The 20,126-nt window shown below is 59.6% G+C and carries 14 protein-coding genes; 7 read left to right on the top strand and 7 right to left on the bottom strand.

Features of this window, described 5'->3' with window-relative positions; all coding sequences use genetic code 11:
- Positions 1-166 precede the first annotated feature (166 nt).
- Complete coding sequence (locus tag BOP93_RS12280) at positions 167-1,459, top strand: MFS transporter (protein WP_104502833.1); 1,293 nt, start codon at positions 167-169, stop codon at positions 1,457-1,459.
- A 56-nt stretch (positions 1,460-1,515) separates the two neighbouring features.
- On the opposite strand, the gene BOP93_RS12275 is transcribed toward BOP93_RS12280, so the two are convergent.
- From BOP93_RS12275 to BOP93_RS12245, 7 genes are all read right to left on the bottom strand, one after another.
- Positions 1,516-3,006 (bottom strand): aldehyde dehydrogenase, encoded by a 1,491-nt coding sequence (locus tag BOP93_RS12275; protein ID WP_104502832.1) that lies wholly within the window; start codon positions 3,004-3,006, stop codon positions 1,516-1,518.
- A 1-nt stretch (position 3,007) separates the two neighbouring features.
- Positions 3,008-3,910 (bottom strand): dihydrodipicolinate synthase family protein, encoded by a 903-nt coding sequence (locus BOP93_RS12270; protein ID WP_104502831.1) that lies wholly within the window; start codon positions 3,908-3,910, stop codon positions 3,008-3,010.
- Between the two features lie 56 nt (positions 3,911-3,966).
- The gene (locus BOP93_RS12265; protein WP_104502830.1) at positions 3,967-5,283 is read right to left on the bottom strand and encodes an NAD(P)/FAD-dependent oxidoreductase; all 1,317 of its coding nucleotides are present in this window, start codon (positions 5,281-5,283) and stop codon (positions 3,967-3,969) included.
- 83 nt (positions 5,284-5,366) lie between these two features.
- A complete protein-coding gene (locus BOP93_RS12260) occupies positions 5,367-6,437 on the bottom strand; it encodes a GlxA family transcriptional regulator (protein ID WP_104502829.1) in 1,071 nt (356 codons plus the stop codon).
- 99 nt (positions 6,438-6,536) lie between these two features.
- Entirely contained in the window at positions 6,537-7,562 is a 1,026-nt protein-coding gene (gene proX / locus BOP93_RS12255; protein ID WP_162303214.1) for a glycine betaine/L-proline ABC transporter substrate-binding protein ProX, read from the bottom strand.
- A gap of 41 nt (positions 7,563-7,603) precedes the next feature.
- A complete protein-coding gene (gene proW / locus BOP93_RS12250; protein WP_104502828.1) occupies positions 7,604-8,557 on the bottom strand; it encodes a glycine betaine/L-proline ABC transporter permease ProW in 954 nt (317 codons plus the stop codon).
- 46 nt (positions 8,558-8,603) lie between these two features.
- Entirely contained in the window at positions 8,604-9,638 is a 1,035-nt protein-coding gene (locus BOP93_RS12245; protein WP_104502827.1) for a quaternary amine ABC transporter ATP-binding protein, read from the bottom strand.
- 356 nt (positions 9,639-9,994) lie between these two features.
- On the opposite strand from BOP93_RS12245, the gene BOP93_RS12240 reads away from it, so the two are divergent.
- From BOP93_RS12240 to BOP93_RS12215, 6 genes are all read left to right on the top strand, one after another.
- The gene (locus BOP93_RS12240) at positions 9,995-10,951 is read left to right on the top strand and encodes a LysR substrate-binding domain-containing protein (RefSeq protein WP_104502826.1); all 957 of its coding nucleotides are present in this window, start codon (positions 9,995-9,997) and stop codon (positions 10,949-10,951) included.
- 130 nt (positions 10,952-11,081) lie between these two features.
- Positions 11,082-12,443, top strand: a complete 1,362-nt coding sequence (locus tag BOP93_RS12235; protein ID WP_104502825.1) for an MmgE/PrpD family protein — start codon at positions 11,082-11,084, stop codon at positions 12,441-12,443.
- 191 nt (positions 12,444-12,634) lie between these two features.
- Entirely contained in the window at positions 12,635-13,867 is a 1,233-nt protein-coding gene (locus BOP93_RS12230) for an aromatic ring-hydroxylating oxygenase subunit alpha (protein WP_104502824.1), read from the top strand.
- Between the two features lie 246 nt (positions 13,868-14,113).
- On the top strand, positions 14,114-15,355 hold the full coding sequence (gene mexE / locus BOP93_RS12225) for a multidrug efflux RND transporter periplasmic adaptor subunit MexE (RefSeq protein ID WP_104505275.1): 1,242 nt from the start codon (positions 14,114-14,116) through the stop codon (positions 15,353-15,355).
- 15 nt (positions 15,356-15,370) lie between these two features.
- Positions 15,371-18,550: an efflux RND transporter permease subunit gene (locus tag BOP93_RS12220; RefSeq protein WP_104502823.1), complete on the top strand. Its 3,180-nt coding sequence runs from the start codon at positions 15,371-15,373 to the stop codon at positions 18,548-18,550.
- Positions 18,547-19,962: an efflux transporter outer membrane subunit gene (locus BOP93_RS12215; RefSeq protein WP_104502822.1), complete on the top strand. Its 1,416-nt coding sequence runs from the start codon at positions 18,547-18,549 to the stop codon at positions 19,960-19,962. The genes BOP93_RS12220 and BOP93_RS12215 overlap by 4 nt, the downstream gene beginning before the upstream one ends.
- Positions 19,963-20,126 lie beyond the last annotated feature (164 nt).

Below are 20,126 nucleotides of genomic sequence, written 5' to 3'. Positions count from 1 at the left end.
CAGACAGCGCCATAGACGAGGACGTTTTGTTATGTGATCAACCCCGCCACGCCCGCGGCATAACGTCGCAGCAGACAGCGCTTGGAAAATCCCGCACACGCCGTAGAATCCCGCGCTCGCTTTCAGGCGAGCGCCTGTTTCGCTGTTCGATTTTCTTGAGGTCTTTATGTCTGCGCGTTTGCTGGCCATGGCGCTGGCGCCCCTGTTGGGGCTGTTCATTGTTGCGCTGGGCAACGGCTTTCTTTCATCCCTGACGACCCTCCGACTCGACGCGGCTGGCGCATCGGCCACGATGATCGGGATCGTGTCATCGGCCTATTTCATCGGCCTGACGCTGGGCGCCGTCTTCAATGACCGGCTGATTCTGCGCATCGGGCATATCCGCGCCTACGGCAGCTTTGCCTCGCTGATCGCGGTGACCATCCTGCTGCAGGGCCTGTTCTACGACACCTGGGGCTGGTTCGCGCTGCGCCTCGTCAACGGCTGGGCCACGGTCGGGGTGTTTCTGGTGATCGAAAGCTGGCTGCTGCTGGCCGGCGACGCCAAGATTCGCGGGCGCTTGCTCGCGCTGTACATGATCGTGCTGTATGGCGCAGGCGTGCTGGGCCAGGCGGCGCTGGGCAGAATCGCCGGCCTGAGCGAGAGCGCACCGTTCATGGTGGCCGGCATGCTCGCGTCGTTGTCGGTATTGCCGATTGTGATCCTGCCCCGGGTATCGCCCCTGCTGGATCAGGTTGAACCGCTCAAACCACGGCAATTGCTGGGCGTGACGCCGACCGGGCTGGTCGGCTGTTTCGGCTCGGGGGTCAGCATCGCGGCGATCTACACCTTGCTGCCGCTGTACCTGCAGCGCGCCGGACTCAATGTGGGCGAAGTCGGCAGCATGATGGCCTGGACGATCCTCGGCGCCATGCTCCTGCAATACCCGGTCGGACGCTGGTCCGACCACAAGGATCGCTTGCAGGTGCTGACCATTCTGGCGGTGGCATGCAGCGCATTGTCCTTGCTGATCGTACTGCTGCCCCTCTCGTCGATGCTGCTGGCGGCGCTGCTGTTCCTGCTCGGCGGCGCGGTATTTGCGCTGTACCCGGTCGCCGTCAGCCATGCCGCCGACCGCGCGCCTGCCGACGCCTTGGTGCCGATGATCCAGGGGCTGTTGCTGATCAACTCGCTGGGCTCGGCCATCAGCCCGATGATGATTTCGCCGGTGATGAATTCGTTCGGCGCCAACGGCCTGTTCTGGGTATTTGCGCTGGTGAACCTGTGCATGGTCACCTTCTTCCTGTGGCGACGCGGCAAACGCCCCGTCCCGGCCAACCCCGCGCCGTTTGCGGCAGCGGCAACGTTCTCGCCGACGGGCGCCGAACTGCGGGTCACCGAGGATCTGCGCCAGGCGGTGCAGGAACACCCACCCATGATGGATGCATTGAGCGGTGAGCCCGCTCAGCCCCAGTCCTGATGTCCTCCGGTTGTCCCGGCCCGCGCGACCGGGACAATCCACGGCTTAAGCAGTGTTCAGGAAGCATCGATCCAGATGGTTTTCAGCTCCGTGTACTGGTCGTGCGCCCAGATGGACTTGTCCCGCCCACCGAAGCCTGACTCCTTGTAACCGCCGAAGGGCGTGGACGCGTCCCCCTCGCCGAAGCAGTTCACCGTCACAATGCCGGCTCGAATGCCCCGTGACAGCTTGAGTGCATTGCGCAGGTTGCCGGTATACGCGGACGCCGCCAAGCCATACGCCGTATCGTTGGCCAGTTCGATGGCTTCATCGAGGGTGTTGAAGGTGGTGACACTCAGCACCGGACCGAAAATTTCCTCCTGGAACAAACGACTGTTGCGCCCTACCCCATCCAGGATGGTCGGTTCCACGAAGATATCGTCGCAGGTATTGCCCCCCGCCAGGACCGTCAGGTGTTCGTCCCTGGCGTGCTCGATGTAGGAGCGTACCTTGTCAAAATGCGCTTTGCTGATCATCGAGCCCAGGCGATTGTCCGGGTCGAGCGGGTCACCCATCTTCCACTCCTTCAGGTGCACCTGAATGCGCTCGAGCAGCGCGTCCTTGATGTCGGCCTGTACGATCAGGCGCGAGGAGGCCGAGCAGTTTTCGCCCATGTTCCAGAAGGCGCCGTTCACCACGTGCTGCGCGACCTGATCAATGTCCTCGGCATCGTTCATCACCACCGCCGGGTTTTTGCCGCCGCACTCCAGCACGATGCGCTTGAGGTTGGATTCGCTGGAGTACTTGAGGAAAATCCGCCCGGTGTCGGTCGAACCGGTAAAACTGACCATGGCCACATCGCCATGGCGTCCCAATGGCTCACCGGCCTCCTGGCCGCCGCCGGGCACCACATTGAACACGCCTGCGGGAATGCCGGCCTGGTACGCCAGCTCCGCCACGCGCAGCGCACTCAAGGTGGTTTCCTTGGCCGGCTTGACCACGATCGAGCAGCCAGCTGCCAACGACGGGCCGATTTTCCAGGCGAGCATCAACAGCGGGAAATTCCATGGCAGCACCAGGCCCACCACACCGATAGGCTCACGCACGACCATTGTCACGGCACCGGACCCCACCGGCGCGGTGGCGTCGTAGATCTTGTCGATCAGTTCAGCATGCCAGCGCAACGTGTGGATCGTCTCCGGCACATCCACATTCTGGCACTCGCGGACAGGTTTGCCGCTCTCCAGGCTTTCGAGTACCGCCAGTTCATGGGCGTTGTCTTCCAGCAGTTGGGCAAAACGCAGCAGGATGCTTTTGCGCGCGGCCGGTGAAAGGCCTTGCCAGCGTGCGTCCTCGAATGCTGCCTTGGCCGCGGCCACAGCCGCGTCTACATCCTGGCTGTCGCACGCGGCGATCTCGGCCAGTACGTCGCCAGTGGCCGGATTGAGGGTGGTGAACGTGCGACCGGATTTCGCAGCGCGGAACTGGCCGTTGATAAATGCCTGGGTGCGAAATTCAAGCTTGCCCGCCAGTTCACGGTAGGCCTCCTTACTCAGCAAGTCGGCCATTTCAGGCACCTCCCACGATATGCGCAACGTTTTGCTTGAGCGTGTGGATCACGCCCTTGAGCTCATGTTTTTCGGATTCTTCCAACGCCTGCAACGGCGCACGTACCCCACCGGCGCGCAGGCCGCTCAGCTCACTGCCGTGTTTGATCGATTGCACAAACTTGCCGCCTTCGAGGAAGTCCATCAGCGGCAGCAAGGCCGCCATGATGCGGCGACCCTTGTCGAAATCCTTTTCGATCACACAGGCTTCATACAGCGCGACATGTTCGCGGGGAATGAAGTTGGAACCGGCGCACACCCAACTGCGCGCGCCCCAGGCGAAGAATTCCAGGGCCTGGTCATCCCAGCCGCACGAGATCTGCACCGCAGGATGGGCGCAAGCCAGGCGATGCAGCCGGCTCATTTCCCCGGAGCTTTCCTTGATCGCTGCGATATTGCTGCACTGCGCAATCGCTGCAAAGAACTCGTCCCCCATGGACACGCCCATGCGCGCCGGGTAGTTGTAGAGCATGATGGGCAGGCCAGCAGCCTCATCCACCGCCAGCACATGGGCGGCGATTTCCTTCTGGGTGGGCAACGCGTAAGGCGGCGACCCCACCAGGATCGCATCTGCCTTGAGCGCCCTGGCGTGTTCGGCGAAGTACACCGAATCTTCGGTTCTGATACCTCCCGTACCGACCACCAGCGGCAAACGCCCTTGCAGCACACCCTTGGCACGCTCAGCCACCGCCAGGCGTTCGGCAGGTGTATGGGCGTAATACTCACCCGTCGAACCGCCGATAATAATGCCGTGTACCTTGGACTCGACCAGGTATTCAAGCACTTCATCAAAGGCCGAATAGTCAACCTGGCCATCCGAAGACAGCGGGGTAATCGCGGGGGTAAAAATGCCGTCAAAGTTCATGATTCGTCTCCAGTGGTTTCAATGGTTGATACGGGGGCACTCCCCTTCACCTCGTCTCAGCTCTCTCGACCGGCGCGGTACTGCCCCCATTTAAGGTTTGCGTTCACACCGAAAGAGAGAAACGGCTCGGGTGGATTGATGTTGGGTCCGGGCGCGCTCAACAGAAAGTCAATGCGCTCATCACGCTGGCCGGCCAGCCAGTCCGCCAGCAGTTGTCCCGTCACGGTGCCGCGGGTCACGCCCAAACCGTTGCATCCGAGTGCGCCGTACACGTTGGGCGCCAACTCACCAAAAAAACCGTTGTGGTTTCGCGTCATGGCCAGTGCGCCACCCCAGGTGTATTCAAAATTGACGGCGGGCAGCATGGGGAAACGTTTATCGAACGACGCTTTATGACGCCTGACGAATCGCTCGTTATAGCGACTGTCACTGCGACCGTCCGGATTGAAGCTGAAGCTGTTTCTGATCAGTAGGCGGTTATCCGGTGTACGTCTTACCGTTGTGCCAAACGGGTCAGCCGGAATCGCGCCCCAGAACGGTTTACCGCCCAGTTGCACTTGTTCTTCATGGGTCAGTGGGCGGGTGATACTGCCGTAGGTATAGATAGGCAGCATGCGACCCTGGAGAAAACCGAAACGCATGCCGAACGAATTATTCGCCAGGATCAACTTGTCCGCGGTGATGCTGCCATTGGCATGTTTCAACACCGTTTTAGCCGCGTACTCGACTTCCAGAATCGGGGCGTGCTCATACAAGGTCACGTTAGCCGGCAAATGCTCGGCCAGGCCCTTGACCAGCGCCGATGGCTGAAGCAGGACGGCGCCCGGTGTGTACAGGGCCTTGCGGTAGAAGCACGTGCCCAGATGATCGGGCAGTTCATTCTGCTCGATCATCTGATAGGGCTGGTCCAGCTTGTCCAGCCCACGCCGATAGGCTTCGAGTACCGCGATACCCCGGTCCTCCACCGCCGCCTGGTACTTGCCGCAGGCTTTCATCTGGCAGTCGATGCCATGCTGATCGACCAGGTCGCGCAGGATGGATTGCCCTGCCAGATTCAGCTTCAGGCTGGCCCTGGCCAGGGCGATATCACCGATATAATCCTCGGCGCCAATATCATGTGGCAGATCAATGGCAAAGCCTGCGTTCCTGCCGGAGGGCCCCAGTCCCACTTCCTGAGCTTCAACCAGCACCACTTCATCATTGGGAAAATTCAACGCAAGTTGTCGCGCGGCGGCCAGCCCGGTAAACCCCGCGCCGATAACGACCCAGCGGGCGTTACGGTGCCCTCGATGGGCAGGTTTGGGCTCACGTGGTCGGCTCAGATGAAACCAACCACAACTATTATCATCGGCGGGCAGCGAGGTAACTTTCATAAGAGCGAGACCATAAAGTTTAACTTCTAGCCCGACACAAACAGCGCGCAGAGCGGCGTTAATTTGAAACCTTCAATACAGACTTAAAAACCGGCCGCAATGGCGTAGCGTTCCGAGCTGCCGACATCGCTTGAGTAATAGTTCTCCCTGAATGTCATCGGCGGCAGTCCGAACAAATCCTTGAAGCGTTTATAGAAGTGCGGGTAGCTGACAAAGCCGGTGGCCAGTGCCACGTCCGTCATGGAGCGATTGCTTTGAATAATCAGTTGCCTGGCGCGGGTAAGACGCAGCTCCAGGTAGTAGCGGTTGGGCGCCGCGTTCAAGTAGCGCGCAAACCTTCTTTCCAACTGCCGGCGGGATACCCCGACGTGGCTGGCGATCTCGTCAATTTCCATGGGCTCTTCAATGTGGTTTTCCATCAGCGAGACCGCAATGTTCAGCGGGCGCGGAACGGCCCTTGCCTGGCTGACGGCGCTGAGCGGCCTGTCGCTGAACGTCTGCTGCCTGGGTTGATGCACACGCTTGATTTCATCCGCCACAGCCATATCCCGCGCGCAGCCGAGCGTTTGCATGATTGCCAGGATCATATCCAGCGCAGATGAGGCGCCCGCGCACGTCGCGCGGCGCTGGGCAAAGGTGTAGTGCGCGTCGACCGTATTCACTTGGGGGAAATACTCATTGATCAATGCACAGCTGTCGGCGTGGCAGGCACATTCCTGGCCGTCGAGCAGGCCCGCATCGGCCAGATAAAACGCGCTGTTCCATATGCCGGCGACGATGGCTCTCGCGCCTGCCGCCTTTCTTAAAGTACGGCGAACGGTGGCGTTGGTGGACAGCCGCACGCGTTGCCCACCGACGACAATCACAGCCTCGTGGTTGATTTTCTCAACGCTCAATCGCTGCGAGGACAGCCGTACACCGATATCGCTCTCCACCCATCCGCCCGCAACCGAATACATCGATACTGTGTAGAGGGTATGACTGTTGATTAGATTGCCGGTGGCCAGCGCGTCCATCGCTGTCGAGAGTGCGGTCAACGAAAAGTGGTCGAGCAGGATGAACGCCACGCGCACGACTTTTTCATGACCTGCCACGTCGCTCGTTTGCCGAAATCCGATGTTCTGGAACTTCAACGCGCTTTGAAAGTTATCCATTATCTTCGCCACCTGATCACTGTATGACCTGAAACAAACGCAGCCGGTCCCGCCTACGGCCAGCTTGAATCCAGCTGACCGCAGTTTTCCCTGGTTTGGTTATTGCTTGGCTGCAGCGCGCGCGTCACTCAACCAGGCATCGTATTGCGCCTGGTGAGCCTTGATCCATTCGGCGGCATGTCGCTTGATATCCGCCAGTGACTTTTCACCCTTCTGCATGCGCAGGTTCTGCGCACTTTCGTCATCCGTGGTGATACTGACTTCTGACAGAAACTTGCGCGCCACCGGATTTTTTTCGGCAAACTCCTTGTTCATGACCGCGTTAACGGTGTCCACCGGGAAGCCAAGATTTTTGCCTTGATAAAAGGTGTCTTTATTGTCCTTGCCGTCGGGCAACGCGGTGAAAGGCACTGGCAACCACACCACATCGCGCCCTTCCACCAGCACGCTGGAAATCCATTGCGGCACCCAGGTGAAATACAACACGGGCTTGCCTTGCTGGAATCTTGCGATGGTGTCTGCCATCAATGCAAAGTAGGAACCGCGGTTGTCCACCACCGTTGCCCCCAGGCCATAGGCTTTCATGTGGTATTCAACCATTACCTCGCAGCCCCAGCCGGGGTTGCAGCCGGTCATGTCCGCTTTGCCATCGCCATTGGCGTCGAACAGTTTTGCGATTTCCGGTTTCTTCAAATCCGAGAGGTCCTTGATGTTGTAGGCCTCGGCGGTTTTCTTATCGATCATGTAGCCCTGCAACACGCCCTTCATGACCTGCCCGACTTTCGCCATCGTGTCGTCGCCACCGGCTTTCTGATAGAACGCCGCGTGCAGGTTTTCCCACTCGTGCACAGTGAAATCGGCGTCGCCATACGACAGCGCCAGGAACATCGCCGGATAATCGACTTCCTTGGGCGCCTTCACGTCATAACCAAGGTCCTTGAGCCCTGCAACGGCCACCTCACCGCGAAAACGCTCTTCGGCAATCGTTGGGAAAATAGGCGTAATGGAAACACCCTCACCCGGTTTGTTGGCATCAGCGGCGTACGCTGCCGAACAGGCCGTCGCGCCCAGCAAAGCAGCCATAACCGTCGCGACTACCGTGTGCTTGAAGTTTGCAAGTTTCATATTTCACCACGCTTGAATTTATAGTAGGTGAGCAGAGGGGCTTAGTGAGTCACTGGGTGCACTACGCTTTTTTTCTTCTTGAGTTTCATCAGCAGGCCAACCGGGCCGGTTTCATACCAGCGCTGGCCTGTCGCCAGATCGCTGCTGCGTTCACCCATCGCCTGGGTCAAGCGATCAAGAAAGACTGCCAGCAGTACCAGGCCCGCCCCGCCGACGCTGGCCAGCCCCATGTCCAGGCGGCCAATGCCGCTCAACACCATCAAGCCCAGGCCCCCCACGGAGATCATCGACGCAACGACTACCATGGACAGGGACAGCATCAACGTCTGGTTCAGCCCCGCCATCATGGTCGGTGCTGCGAGGGGCAACTGGACCTTCAGAAGCATCTGTGTGGCGGTGCAACCGAATGCGCGGGCGGCTTCGACCTTGTCGGCGGGAACCTGGCGAATGCCCAGGTTGGTCAGGCGCACCAAGGGCGCAACAGAGAAGATAATGGTGACAATGACCCCCGGCACGTTACCGATCCCGAACAACATCACCACCGGCACCAGATACACAAAGGCGGGCAATGTCTGCATCGCATCCAGCACCGGGCGAACGATGACTTCCATTCGGTCGCTACGGGCACAGAGGATGCCAAGGGGAATACCGATCACGGCGCAGAACAGCAGGGATGTCAGCACCAGGGCCAGAGTGACCATCGCATCGGCCCATACGCCGATCAGACCCAAACCGGTCAGCGTGGCGATACTGAAGATAGCGATTCGCTTGCCGCCAATCTGCCAGCTGATCAGGCCAGCGATAATAATGAATATTGTGGGCGGCACCGAAAGCAGGCCCCACTGAATACCGTCGAGTACCTGATCGACCGGCCATCTGATCGACCTGAACACTTCCCGAAAGTTATGCACCAGGTAAGTAAGTGCGGCTTCCACCCACGTGCCCAATGGAACAGTGAAACGTTGGAACGGATCCAGATAGTTAAAGTCCGACATGATGTTTCCTCACCCTCAGAACTTGAATCTGCTCTGATTATTCAAGTTAACTGTTATTCAGGCAGCTCAGCAGATGGCCTTGGGAAATCGAGCCTTTGTACAGGCCAATCTCATCCACCACCGGCATAGGCGTCGCCGACGCGGCGACGATATGCAGAATGTCTCGCAGCGACGCTTCGGCTTTCAGAGGGGTATGCCGACCGGGCTCGTAGACGATGCTGGCGTCCTGTTGAGCAATATCGCCGGCCTTGAGGATTCGACTGGTATCGAAGCCGTTGAAGAAATCACGCACGTACTGATTGATCGGATTGCACAGCAGCTCACGCGGAGTACCGATCTGTACCACGCGGCCGCCTTCCATGATTGCGATGCGATGCCCGATACGTACCGCTTCTTCGATGTCGTGGGAAATAAAGATGATGGTGCGGTTTTGCTCGGCCTGCAGCTTGATCAGCTCACCCTGCATCTCACTGCGGATCATCGGGTCGAGCGCGGAAAACGCCTCGTCCATCAGCAGGATCGCGGGGTCGTTGGCCAACGCCCTGGCGAGGCCGACACGTTGCTGCATGCCGCCGGACAGCTGATGGGGAAAGCTGAATTCCTGGCCCTCGAGACCGACCTGCGCCAACGCGCCCATGGCCCGGCAGTAGCGTTCCTTCTCGCTGACGCCGCTGATTTCCAGGCCGAAACTGACGTTATCAATGACGCTCATGTGCGGCATCAGTGCAAAGGATTGAAAGACCATACCCATGTCTTTCCTGCGCACTTGCAGAAGATCCTTGTCCGCCAGGCCGGTAATTTCCTTGCCGTTCAGAAAGATCGAACCACTGGTGGGTTCAATCAAGCGGTTGAACAAACGGACCATGGTTGATTTGCCGGAACCCGACAGACCCATAATCACAAAGATCTCGCCGCGGCGGACGGAGAAGTTCGCATCAAAGACGCCAATGGCTTGCCCGGTTCTCTTGAACACCTCCTCTTTGGAGGCGCCCTCGGCCAGCATCTTCATTGCCAGGTCCGGTTGAGTGCCAAAAACCTTATAAACATTTTTGACGCAAATAATTTCGTCGGAATCAGTCATACCTGCCCCCTTCGTGTTCAGCACTATTCGCATTAAGCGATGTACAAACGATCGAAAATAGTTTTAAACGGCAGCGGTAATGAAGAGAGAGTTTCACGACGGGTTTCCTTTTATTATTTTTGGCCCCTAAGGAAAGAGGGATGTTTCAAATCTAGTGGCAACCCCCCTTCAATTCCAACTACATTTACAGGGACGATTGGATAACGTCGGGTTATGGATCCCTCTCAGGGTCCGTTCGGATGGCGGGGCACGACGCGTTATGTCTCAAAAACGACCCGTAGCGCTCTGTTACGGTCTGGCTTCAGTTACTCTCGCGTCGCTTCGCCGGGGAGCGACTGCGTGAGGAGAGCGTAAAGATGTCAAAGCATGTCGAACCTGACAGCATTCTGCTGAAAATGCCGTCCTTGAGGGCTGTGAAAGCGTTTGTGGCGGCGGCCAAATACGAAAGTTTCACCCTCGGCGCTGAGGCGCTCTGTGTATCGCAGGCCGCTATCAGCCGGCAGATTCGGGAACTGGAAGACTACCTGGGCGCACAGTTGTTCACTCGGGTAGGACGCGCTGTCGAACTGACGTCCGCCGGCGCGTTGTTTTTTGATGCCGCCCAGCTGTCGTTCGTGAACATCGCGCAGGCGGCAGAGCGCATCCGCAGCAGCCAGTCCTGCAAGAAAATGCTTACGGTCTGCTGTTCCCCTGCCTTTTCCGCCCTGTGGTTGTCGGCCCATCTGCCGGAGTTCATCGAGAAGAACCCCGGCATCGAGCTGAACCTGATCACCACGCAAAACTTCCTGACCATGGAGCCAGGGGTCCAACCCGACGTTTTCATCACCAAGATGGCGCGCATCAGGGACGACTATAAAAGCTACCCGTTGTGCCATGACGTTATCTACCCCGTGTGCAGCCCACAGTTTCTCGAGCAACACCCGCAAATCGCCAGTATCGAAGGCCTGAGAAACTCGACCTTGCTGAACCTGAGCCCTTACGGCCGGTCCCAGGTGGCCGAGCACGTGGACTGGGGCGTCTGGTTTGCGTTCCAGTCGATTGACCTCGATGAGCGCCCGCCAGGCAGCCCGCAAATCTTCAATGCCAACGACTACAACCTGCTGATCAGCATGGTGCTGACCCACCAGGGCGTCGCCCTGGGGTGGAACCATCTGGTCGAGCGGCTGGTGGAGCGCGGCGTGCTGGTGCGACCGATCCCGCAGCAGGTTCAACTGCGCAACAGTTCGCACTACCTGAGCTGCGGGGAGAACGCCGACAACGAAGCTGAACTGCGCCTGTTTCGTGAGTGGATCCTGTCCAAGTTTCCCCGCTGACACTGCCTGCCCGGGCGGCCTGTGCGCCGTTTTTGTTATCGATTGCCCTGCGAAAATGTGACTGGAACGCCGAGCCCTTGGTGGGTCATCGTGCAGCACACGATCATAGTTTTTGTAAGGAATGCCGCGGATGCCACTGTTCGAATTTTGCCGTGATTTCGAGTTCCTGCAAGCGCCCGCCAACACCCAGACCATCCTGAAAAACAGTTTGCTGGATATCGTCGGGGTCATGGCCGGTGCAGCCTCCAATGACACCAGCAAGATGATGCGCGGCTATGCGTGCCTTCACTACCCGGGTGGCCCCTACACCAGTCGGCTGCTGTTCGATGGCCGGCGTATCAGTATGCTCGGCGCGGCCTGGGCTGGCGGTTTTTCCGCGGACAGCCTGGACGCCCACGAAGGCCATTTCAAATCCAAAGGGCACGCCGGCGCAACCGTGGTACCGGCATTACTGGCCCTGGCCGATGCGTTGCACCACAACGGCCAGCCCATCGATGGATACAAATTTTTGTCGGCGCTTTGCATTGGCTATGAAACCGCGCTGCGTGCCGGCACCGCATTGATGGCGACCTCCCCTACCTACCACGCCTCCGGCGGCTTTTCGGCCATCGGGGTAGTGTGTGCCGGTGCCCGGTTGCTGGGGCTTGATGAGCAGACCTTTCGGCATGCACTGGGCATTGCCGAATATTTCAGCGCACGCTGTCCAATGATGCGGGTGGTGCTGTCGCCTACGATGTTGCGTGATGCCCATGGTGCAGGCGCCTACGTCGGCTTGAATGCATTATTGTTGGCCCAGGCGGGAATGACCGGCGCCCCCGCTGAAACGGTGGAAGACCCAAGCGTCGCCGCGCACTGGGCCGACATAGGGCAACGCTGGGAAATCGATAGCCAGTACTTCAAGCCCTGGCCTGTGTGCCGATGGGCGCAACCGGCCTTGACGGCCATGCTTGAAATACAGCGCCAGCATCCAGGCTTGAGCGCCGGGGCCATTCAGAGGATGCGTGTGGAGACCTTCTACGAGTCAATGTGTTTGCAGGGGCATACCCCAGGCAACGCGGATCAAGCCCAGTACGCACTGGCGTTTCCACTCGCAGCACTGATTGTCAGAGGCAGGCTGGGGCCTGATGAAGTCACGGGCGACTCAATCACCGCACCCGATATTCTGTCACTGAGTTCGCGCATCGAAATCGTGGAAGCAGCAGATATCTCGGCACGATTCCCGGATGAAATTCTCTCCAGAATTACTCTTTCTCTAAACGATGGCACTGTTATCGTCAGCCCTGTGACAGCAGCAAAAGGTGATCCGCATACGGCAATGACAAGCGTGGAACTGGAGCAGAAATTCAGTTTATTCAGCCAGCATCTAGGCCTTGAAAAAAGTCATGCGGTGAAGAAGGCTATTCATTCACTTGACCAGTCGCCCTCAGCCATCGTCACGTTGGAACCGCTCTTTTCCAGCGTTGCGCATTCCGACGAAGCCTGTGATCGATAACCTGAAATTATTGATTGCCCCCACCAAATGTCGTTTGCGAGCGCTGCAATGGGCCCTATAGGCTGTCCTCTATCTAACAACAATATAAGGTTGCTGCAGCCCTTAAGTTGCAACCGATGCCGAACTTCCAGAGTGCTGTAACAGTCGCCATAAAAGGTGAGCGCTCACGTTATTTATCCCGGGAGGATAAGATGGATAAACAGACCGTTTTTGACCTGATTGCTCAACGTAAACCATGGCACTCACTCCCAGGGGCGCTCTATAGCAACGAAGACGTGTACCGCCAGGACTTGGAACAGATCTGGCACAAGGACTGGATCTTCGCCGGGCATACCTTTGAACTGGAAAAACCAGGTCAGTACTTCACCCTCCAAGTGGGTGATTACCCCGTGGCCGTGGTGCGTAGCAAAGATGGCCAGGTTCGCGCCTTTCACAATGCCTGCCGCCACCGGGGCGCAAAGATCTGCGAAGCCGATCACGGCAAAGTTGCCAAGATGGTGTGCCCTTACCACAAGTGGACCTATGAACTGGACGGCAACCTGCTGTTCGCCGGCAACATGGGGCAGGACTTCGACAAGTCCGAATACAGCCTCAAAAGTGTGCACTGCGAAATCGTCAACACCTTTATCTATGTGTGTGTCGCCAGCAAAGCCCCGGACTTCGACGCCTTCCGAAGCGCCGTAACGCCCTTTGTCGCACCGCACAACCTCGATGACTGCAAAGTGGCTTTCGAGTCCACGATCATTGAGAACGGCAACTGGAAACTGGTCTTCGAAAACAACCGTGAGTGCTATCACTGTGACGGTTCCCACCCGGAACTGCTGCAGTCGTTCGTGGACAACCTATCCGTGGGCGGCACCAGCGGCGAAGACGACCCGGAACTCTGCGCCTACTGGAACAAATGCGAAACAGCCGGTTTGCCGAGCCGCCTGGTCATGGACATCAAGGGCCAGTTCCGCATGACCCGCATTCCGTTATCCAAGGGCGCGGTCAGCTACACCATGGACGGCAAGCCAGCGGTCAGCAGCCGCCTGGATAACACCGGCGAAGCGGATATCGGCGCGCTTTTGTACTTCAACTACCCATCTACGTGGAACCACTTCCTGGGCGACCACGCCCTGAGCTTCCGGGTGCTGCCGATCAGCGCGACGCAAACTCAGGTCACCACCAAATGGCTGGTGCTCAAGACGGCCGTGGAAGGCGTGGACTACGACATCGACCGCCTGACCAAGGTCTGGATCGCCACCAACGATCAGGATCGCACCCTGGTGGAAGGCACCCAGCGCGGCGTGACCTCGCCATCTTATGAACCCGGCCCGTATTCCGAAACCGCCGAGACCGGCGTATGTCAGTTTGATGACTGGTACTGCGCTACCATGATGGAAAGGATCAAAGGGCCGATTCCGTTAAAGTCTGTTGGTTAGGCACTCGGCCTCATGTGTAGGGCGGTCAATCTGCTTACCTGAGGCTGAGAGCTTCATTGCACAGACCACAACAGTGCTTTGCCATCAACCAAGTTGATAGCTCCCTAACTAAAGTCGCACACTAGGGGGTTGTCCCCGGCGCTTATATCATTCCGAATGATAGTTACCTTTGCTTCATTCGATTCGTGACATACCGTCTCCCCGCGCATGATCCGCCCATCTCAAATACATTGGCGGATGCACCTCATGGAACAGTCACTCAAACATTTGCGCTTCCCCCTGGCGATATTGGCCGTGGTGGTGATGAGCGCGTGCGGTAAAACCCCGGAACAAGCGGCCGCCATGCCTGCTGCCAAAGTCAGCGTGGCCAAGGTGCTGGAACAACCGGTCAACGAGTGGGATGAATTCACCGGGCGCCTGGAAGCTCCGGAAACCGTACAGATTCGTCCGCGGGTTTCTGGCCAGATTGACCAAGTCGCTTTCACCGAAGGCGCTTTGGTCAAGAAAGGCGACCTGCTGTTCCAGATCGACCCGCGCCCGTTCCAGGCCGAAGTGCGCCGCCTTGAAGCCCAGCTTGCTCAGACCAAGGCCGCCGCCACCCGCAGCGAAAACGAAGCACAGCGCGGCGAACGCCTGCGCCAGAGCAATGCGATCTCGGCGGAACTGGCCGACTCGCGCGCCACCGCCGCCCAGGAAGCCCGCGCCGCCATGGCCGGGATCCAGGCGCAGTTGGACCTGGCCAAGTTGAACCTGAGCTTTACCCGCGTGACATCGCCCATCAGCGGTCGCGTCAGCCGTGCCGAGATCACCGCCGGTAACCTGGTCACCGCCGATACCACCGCGCTGACCAGCGTGGTCTCCACCGACAAGGTCTACGCCTACTTCGATGCCGATGAGCGTGTGTTCCTCAAGTACACCGAGCTGGCCCGCCAAGGCCGTCGTGGCGCGACCACGCCGGTGTACCTGGGCCTGTCAAATGAAACCGGCAACCCGCACCTGGGCCAGATGAACTTCGTCGACAACCAGGTCAACCCGGCCACCGGCACCATTCGTGGGCGTGCGGTGTTCGACAACAGCAAGGGCGAATACACCCCTGGCCTGTATGCGCGCCTGAAGCTGGTGGGCAGCGGCACCTACTCCGCCGTGCTGATCAACGACGAAGCCGTGGGCACCGACCTGGGCAAGAAGTTCGTGCTGGTGATGGAAGGTGACAAGCCGGCCTATCGCGCCGTGGAGCTGGGTCCGAAGATCGAAGGCTTGCGCATCGTGCGCAGCGGCTTGAACAAGGACGACACCATCATCGTCAAGGGCCTGCAGCGCGTGCGCCCGGGCTCGCCGGTGGCGCCGGAAACCATTCCGATGGCCAGCCAGGAAACCCTCGCCGCCTTGGCCCAACAACGACAAGCGCTTGAAGCCAGCAACCTGGAGCAAGTGGCGCCGGAAAAACCCGCGCCCAAGCTCGCAAGCGTCGCGACTCCACGCGGTTAAGGGATACGACTCAAGATGAATTTTTCCAAGTTCTTCATTTCGCGGCCGATCTTCGCAGCGGTGCTGTCGCTGTTGATCCTGATCGCTGGCGCAATCTCGCTGTTCCAACTGCCGATCAGTGAATACCCGGAAGTGGTGCCGCCGACCGTGGTGGTACGCGCCAACTTCCCCGGCGCCAACCCCAAAGTCATCGGCGAAACCGTGGCCGCGCCGCTGGAGCAGGCCATCACCGGCGTCGAGAACATGCTGTACATGTCCTCGCAATCCACTGCCGACGGCAAGCTGACCCTGACCATCACCTTCGCCCTGGGCACCGACCTGGACAACGCGCAGGTGCAAGTGCAGAACCGGGTGACGCGCACCCAGCCAAAACTGCCCGAGGAAGTGACCCGCATCGGTATCACCGTGGACAAGGCCTCTCCCGACCTGACCATGGTGGTGCACTTGACCTCACCGGATCAGCGTTACGACATGCTGTACCTGTCCAACTACGCGATCCTCAATATCAAGGATGAGCTGGCCCGCCTGGGCGGCGTCGGCGACGTGCAGTTGTTCGGCATGGGCGACTATTCCCTGCGCGTGTGGCTCGACCCGAACAAGACCGCTTCGCGCAACCTGACCGCGACCGATGTGGTCACAGCGATCCGCGAGCAGAACCGTCAGGTAGCCGCCGGTGCCCTGGGCGCGCAGCCTGCGCCGAGTGACACCAGCTTCCAGTTGTCGGTCAATACCCAAGGCCGCCTGGTCACCGAGGAAGAGTTCGAGAACATTGTGATTCGCGCCGGCGCCAACGGTGAAATCACGCGGCTCAAGGACATCGCCCGCGTCGAGCTGGGTTCCAGCCAATACGCACTGCGTTCGCTGATCGATAACCAACCGGCCGTGGCGATTCCTATTTTCCAGCGCCCCGGTTCCAATGCCATCGACATCTCCAACGATGTGCGCGCCAAAATGGCCGAGCTGAAAAAGAGCTTTCCGGCGGGGATGGATTACCGCATCGCCTATGACCCGACGATCTTCGTGCGCGGCTCCATCGAAGCGGTGGTGCACACCCTGTTCGAAGCGCTGATCCTGGTCGTGCTGGTGGTGATCCTGTTCCTGCAGACCTGGCGCGCCTCGATCATTCCGCTGGTGGCGGTGCCGGTCTCCCTGATCGGTACGTTTGCGGTGATGCACCTGTTCGGCTTCTCGCTCAACGCGCTGTCCCTGTTCGGCCTGGTACTGGCCATCGGGATCGTGGTGGACGATGCCATCGTGGTGGTGGAGAACGTCGAGCGTAATATCGAGCTGGGCCTGGAGCCGTTCCCGGCCACTGAAAAGGCCATGAGCGAAGTGACCGGCCCGATCATCGCCACGGCGCTGGTGCTGTGCGCGGTGTTCATCCCGGCCGCCTTTATCAGCGGCTTGACCGGACAGTTCTACAAACAGTTCGCCTTGACCATTGCGATCTCGACGGTGATCTCGGCGTTCAACTCCCTGACGCTGTCCCCTGCCCTGGCCGCTGTGCTGCTGCGTGCCCACGATGCGCCGAAGGATCGTTTCTCCAGGTTCCTCGACAAGATCTTCGGTGGCTGGTTGTTCCGTCCGTTCAACCGCTTCTTCGAAAAGGCCAGCCATGGCTACGTGGGGACCGTCCGCCGGGTGATTCGCGGCAGCGGCATTGCCCTGTTCGTGTATGCCGGCCTGATGGTGCTGACGTTCTTCGGCTTTGCCCACACCCCGACCGGTTTCGTACCGGCCCAGGACAAGCAGTACCTGGTGGCCTTCGCCCAACTGCCCGACGCCGCGAGCCTTGATCGCACCGAAAGCGTGATGAAGCGCATGTCGGAGATCGCCCTGAAACAACCTGGTGTGGAAGCCGCGATTGCCTTCCCAGGCCTGTCGATCAACGGTTTCACCAACAGCCCAAACAGCGGCATCGTGTTCGTGACCTTGAAACCCTTCGACGAGCGTAAGGACGCGAGCATGTCCGCCGGTGCGATTGCCGGTGCACTGAACGGTCAATACGCCAATATCGAAGAAGCCTACATGGCGATCTTCCCGCCGCCGCCGGTACAAGGCCTGGGCACCATCGGCGGGTTCCGCCTGCAGATCGAAGACCGTGGCAACCTCGGCTATGACGAGCTGTACAAAGAAGTGCAGAACGTCATCGCCAAGAGCCACAACGTGCCCGAGCTGTTCGGCCTGTTCACCAGCTACACGGTGAACGTGCCGCAAGTCGACGCGGCCATCGACCGTGAAAAGGCCAAGACCCATGGCGTGGCGATCAGCGACATCTTCGACACGCTGCAGGTCTACCTGGGCTCGTTGTATGCCAACGACTTCAACCGCTTCGGACGCACCTATCAGGTCAACGTGCAGGCCGAGCAGCAGTTCCGCCAGGACGCCGACCAGATCGGCCAGTTGAAAGTGCGCAACAACAAGGGCGAGATGATCCCGCTGGCGACCTTTATCAAGGTCAGCGACACCTCGGGCCCCGACCGCGTGATGCACTACAACGGCTTTATCACCGCTGAAATCAACGGCAACGCCGCACCGGGCTACAGCTCCGGCCAGGCCCAGATAGCCATTGAAAAGCTGTTGAAAGATGAACTGCCCAACGGCATGACCTATGAGTGGACCGACCTGACCTATCAGCAAATCCTCTCGGGCAATACCGCGCTGTTCGTGTTCCCGCTCTGCGTACTGCTGGCGTTCCTGGTACTGGCCGCCCAATACGAAAGCTGGAGCCTGCCGCTGGCGGTGATCCTGATCGTACCGATGACGCTGCTGTCGGCCATCACCGGGGTGATTCTGTCGGGCAGCGACAACAACATCTTCACCCAGATCGGCCTGATCGTACTGGTGGGCCTGGCCTGCAAGAACGCGATCCTGATCGTCGAGTTTGCCAAGGATAAACAGCAGGAAGGCCTCGACCCGCTGGCGGCGGTACTGGAAGCCTGCCGCCTGCGTCTGCGGCCGATCCTGATGACTTCCTTCGCCTTCATCATGGGTGTGGTGCCGCTGGTGCTGTCCAGCGGTGCCGGTGCCGAGATGCGCCATGCCATGGGTGTGGCGGTGTTCTCCGGGATGATCGGGGTGACCTTCTTCGGTCTGTTGCTGACGCCCGTGTTCTACGTACTGATCCGGCGTTATGTGGAGCGCCAGGAAGCGCGCAAAGCGGCCAAGGCCTTGAAGCTGGAGACACAGCAATGAGTGTGAAAATATTCCTGCCGAGCTTGCTGGTACTGGCGCTCGCCGCCTGTGCCGTAGGCCCGGACTACAAGACCCAACAGCTGGAGGCGGCCAATATCACGGCCGCCGCCGACAGCAAAAGCTACGACCATGGCAAATACGAAGGCATCTGGTGGCAGCAGTTCGAAGACCCGACGCTTAACCAGCTGGTGACCCAGTCGTTGAGCGGCAACCGTGATTTACGCGTAGCGTTTGCCCGCCTGCGGGCGGCACGTGCGATTCGCGATGACGCGGCCAACGACATCATGCCGGTGGTCACCTCCCGCGCCAGCAGTGAAGTGGGCAAAGGCCAGATTCCGGGCCAGACCACCAAACGTGTCAACAGCGAGCGCTATGACCTGGGCCTGGACATGGCCTGGGAAGTCGACCTGTTCGGGCGCATCCGCCGCAACCTGGAAGCCAGCGACGCCGACCAGCAAGTGGCCGAAGCCGACCTGTACCAACTGCAAGTCACCATGATTGCCGAACTGGTGGACGCCTACGGCCAACTGCGCGGTGCGCAACTGCGAGAACGCATCGCCCTGGACAACCTGAAGAACCAGCAGGACTCGCGCTCCATCACCGTGAGCCTGCGCGATGCCGGTGTGGGTGATCAGCTTGACGTGGAACGCGCCGATGCGCGCCTGGCGGCGGTGGAAGCCAGCGTGCCGCAACTGCAGGCCGAGCAAGTGCGCGAGCGTAACCGCATCGCCACCCTCCTCGGCCAGCGCCCGGACAAACTGAGCGTGGACCTGAGCCCCAAAGACCTGCCGGCGATTGCCAAGGCATTACCGATCGGCGATCCGGGGCAACTGCTGCAACGACGCCCGGACATCCTCAGCGCCGAACGCAAACTGGCCGCCGCCACCGCGCGGATCGGCGTAGCCAAGGCCGACCTGTTTCCACGGGTCAGCCTCAGCGGCTTCCTCGGCTTCACCGCCGGGCGCGGCTCGCAGATCGGTTCGGCCGCCGCGAATGCCTGGTCCCTGGGCCCGAGCATCACCTGGGCCGCATTCGACCTGGGCAGCGTGCGCGCCCGCTTGCGCGGTGCGAATGCCGAAGCCGACGGCGCCCTGGCAACCTATGAGCAGCAAGTGCTGCTGGCCCTGGAAGAATCCGAAAACGCCTTCAGCGACTACGGCAAGCGCCAGCAACGCCTGGTCTCGCTGATCCGCCAAAGCGAATCCAGCCGCGCCGCCGCCGACCTCGCGGCGATCCGCTACCGCGAAGGCACCGTGGACTTCCTGGTCCTGCTCGACGCCCAACGCGAACGCCTGGCCGCCGAAGACGCCCAGGCCCAGGCCGAAGTGGACCTGTATCGCGGCATAGTGGCGATCTACAAGGCGTTGGGTGGCGGCTGGCAGCCGGACACGGTGGTCGCCGGCAACAAGTGATGTAAAGAGCTCCTTTGGTTGGTCGCATCCAGCCAATTTTTAGCCCTGCGATCCATTCGGTCGCGGGGCTTTTTTTTGCCCGGTTATCAGTGAGTCAAACAGTTTTCGCCTGTTGGTAATCCTTATCCGTCAGACACTTCCCAAAGTTCCAAATGACTTAAATA

It is taken from the genome of Pseudomonas orientalis (genome assembly GCF_002934065.1).
Classification (GTDB): Bacteria; Pseudomonadota; Gammaproteobacteria; order Pseudomonadales; family Pseudomonadaceae; genus Aquipseudomonas; species Aquipseudomonas orientalis_A.
Note: the sequence above shows the minus strand (reverse complement) of the source record. Positions and strands in the feature narration are given on the sequence as shown.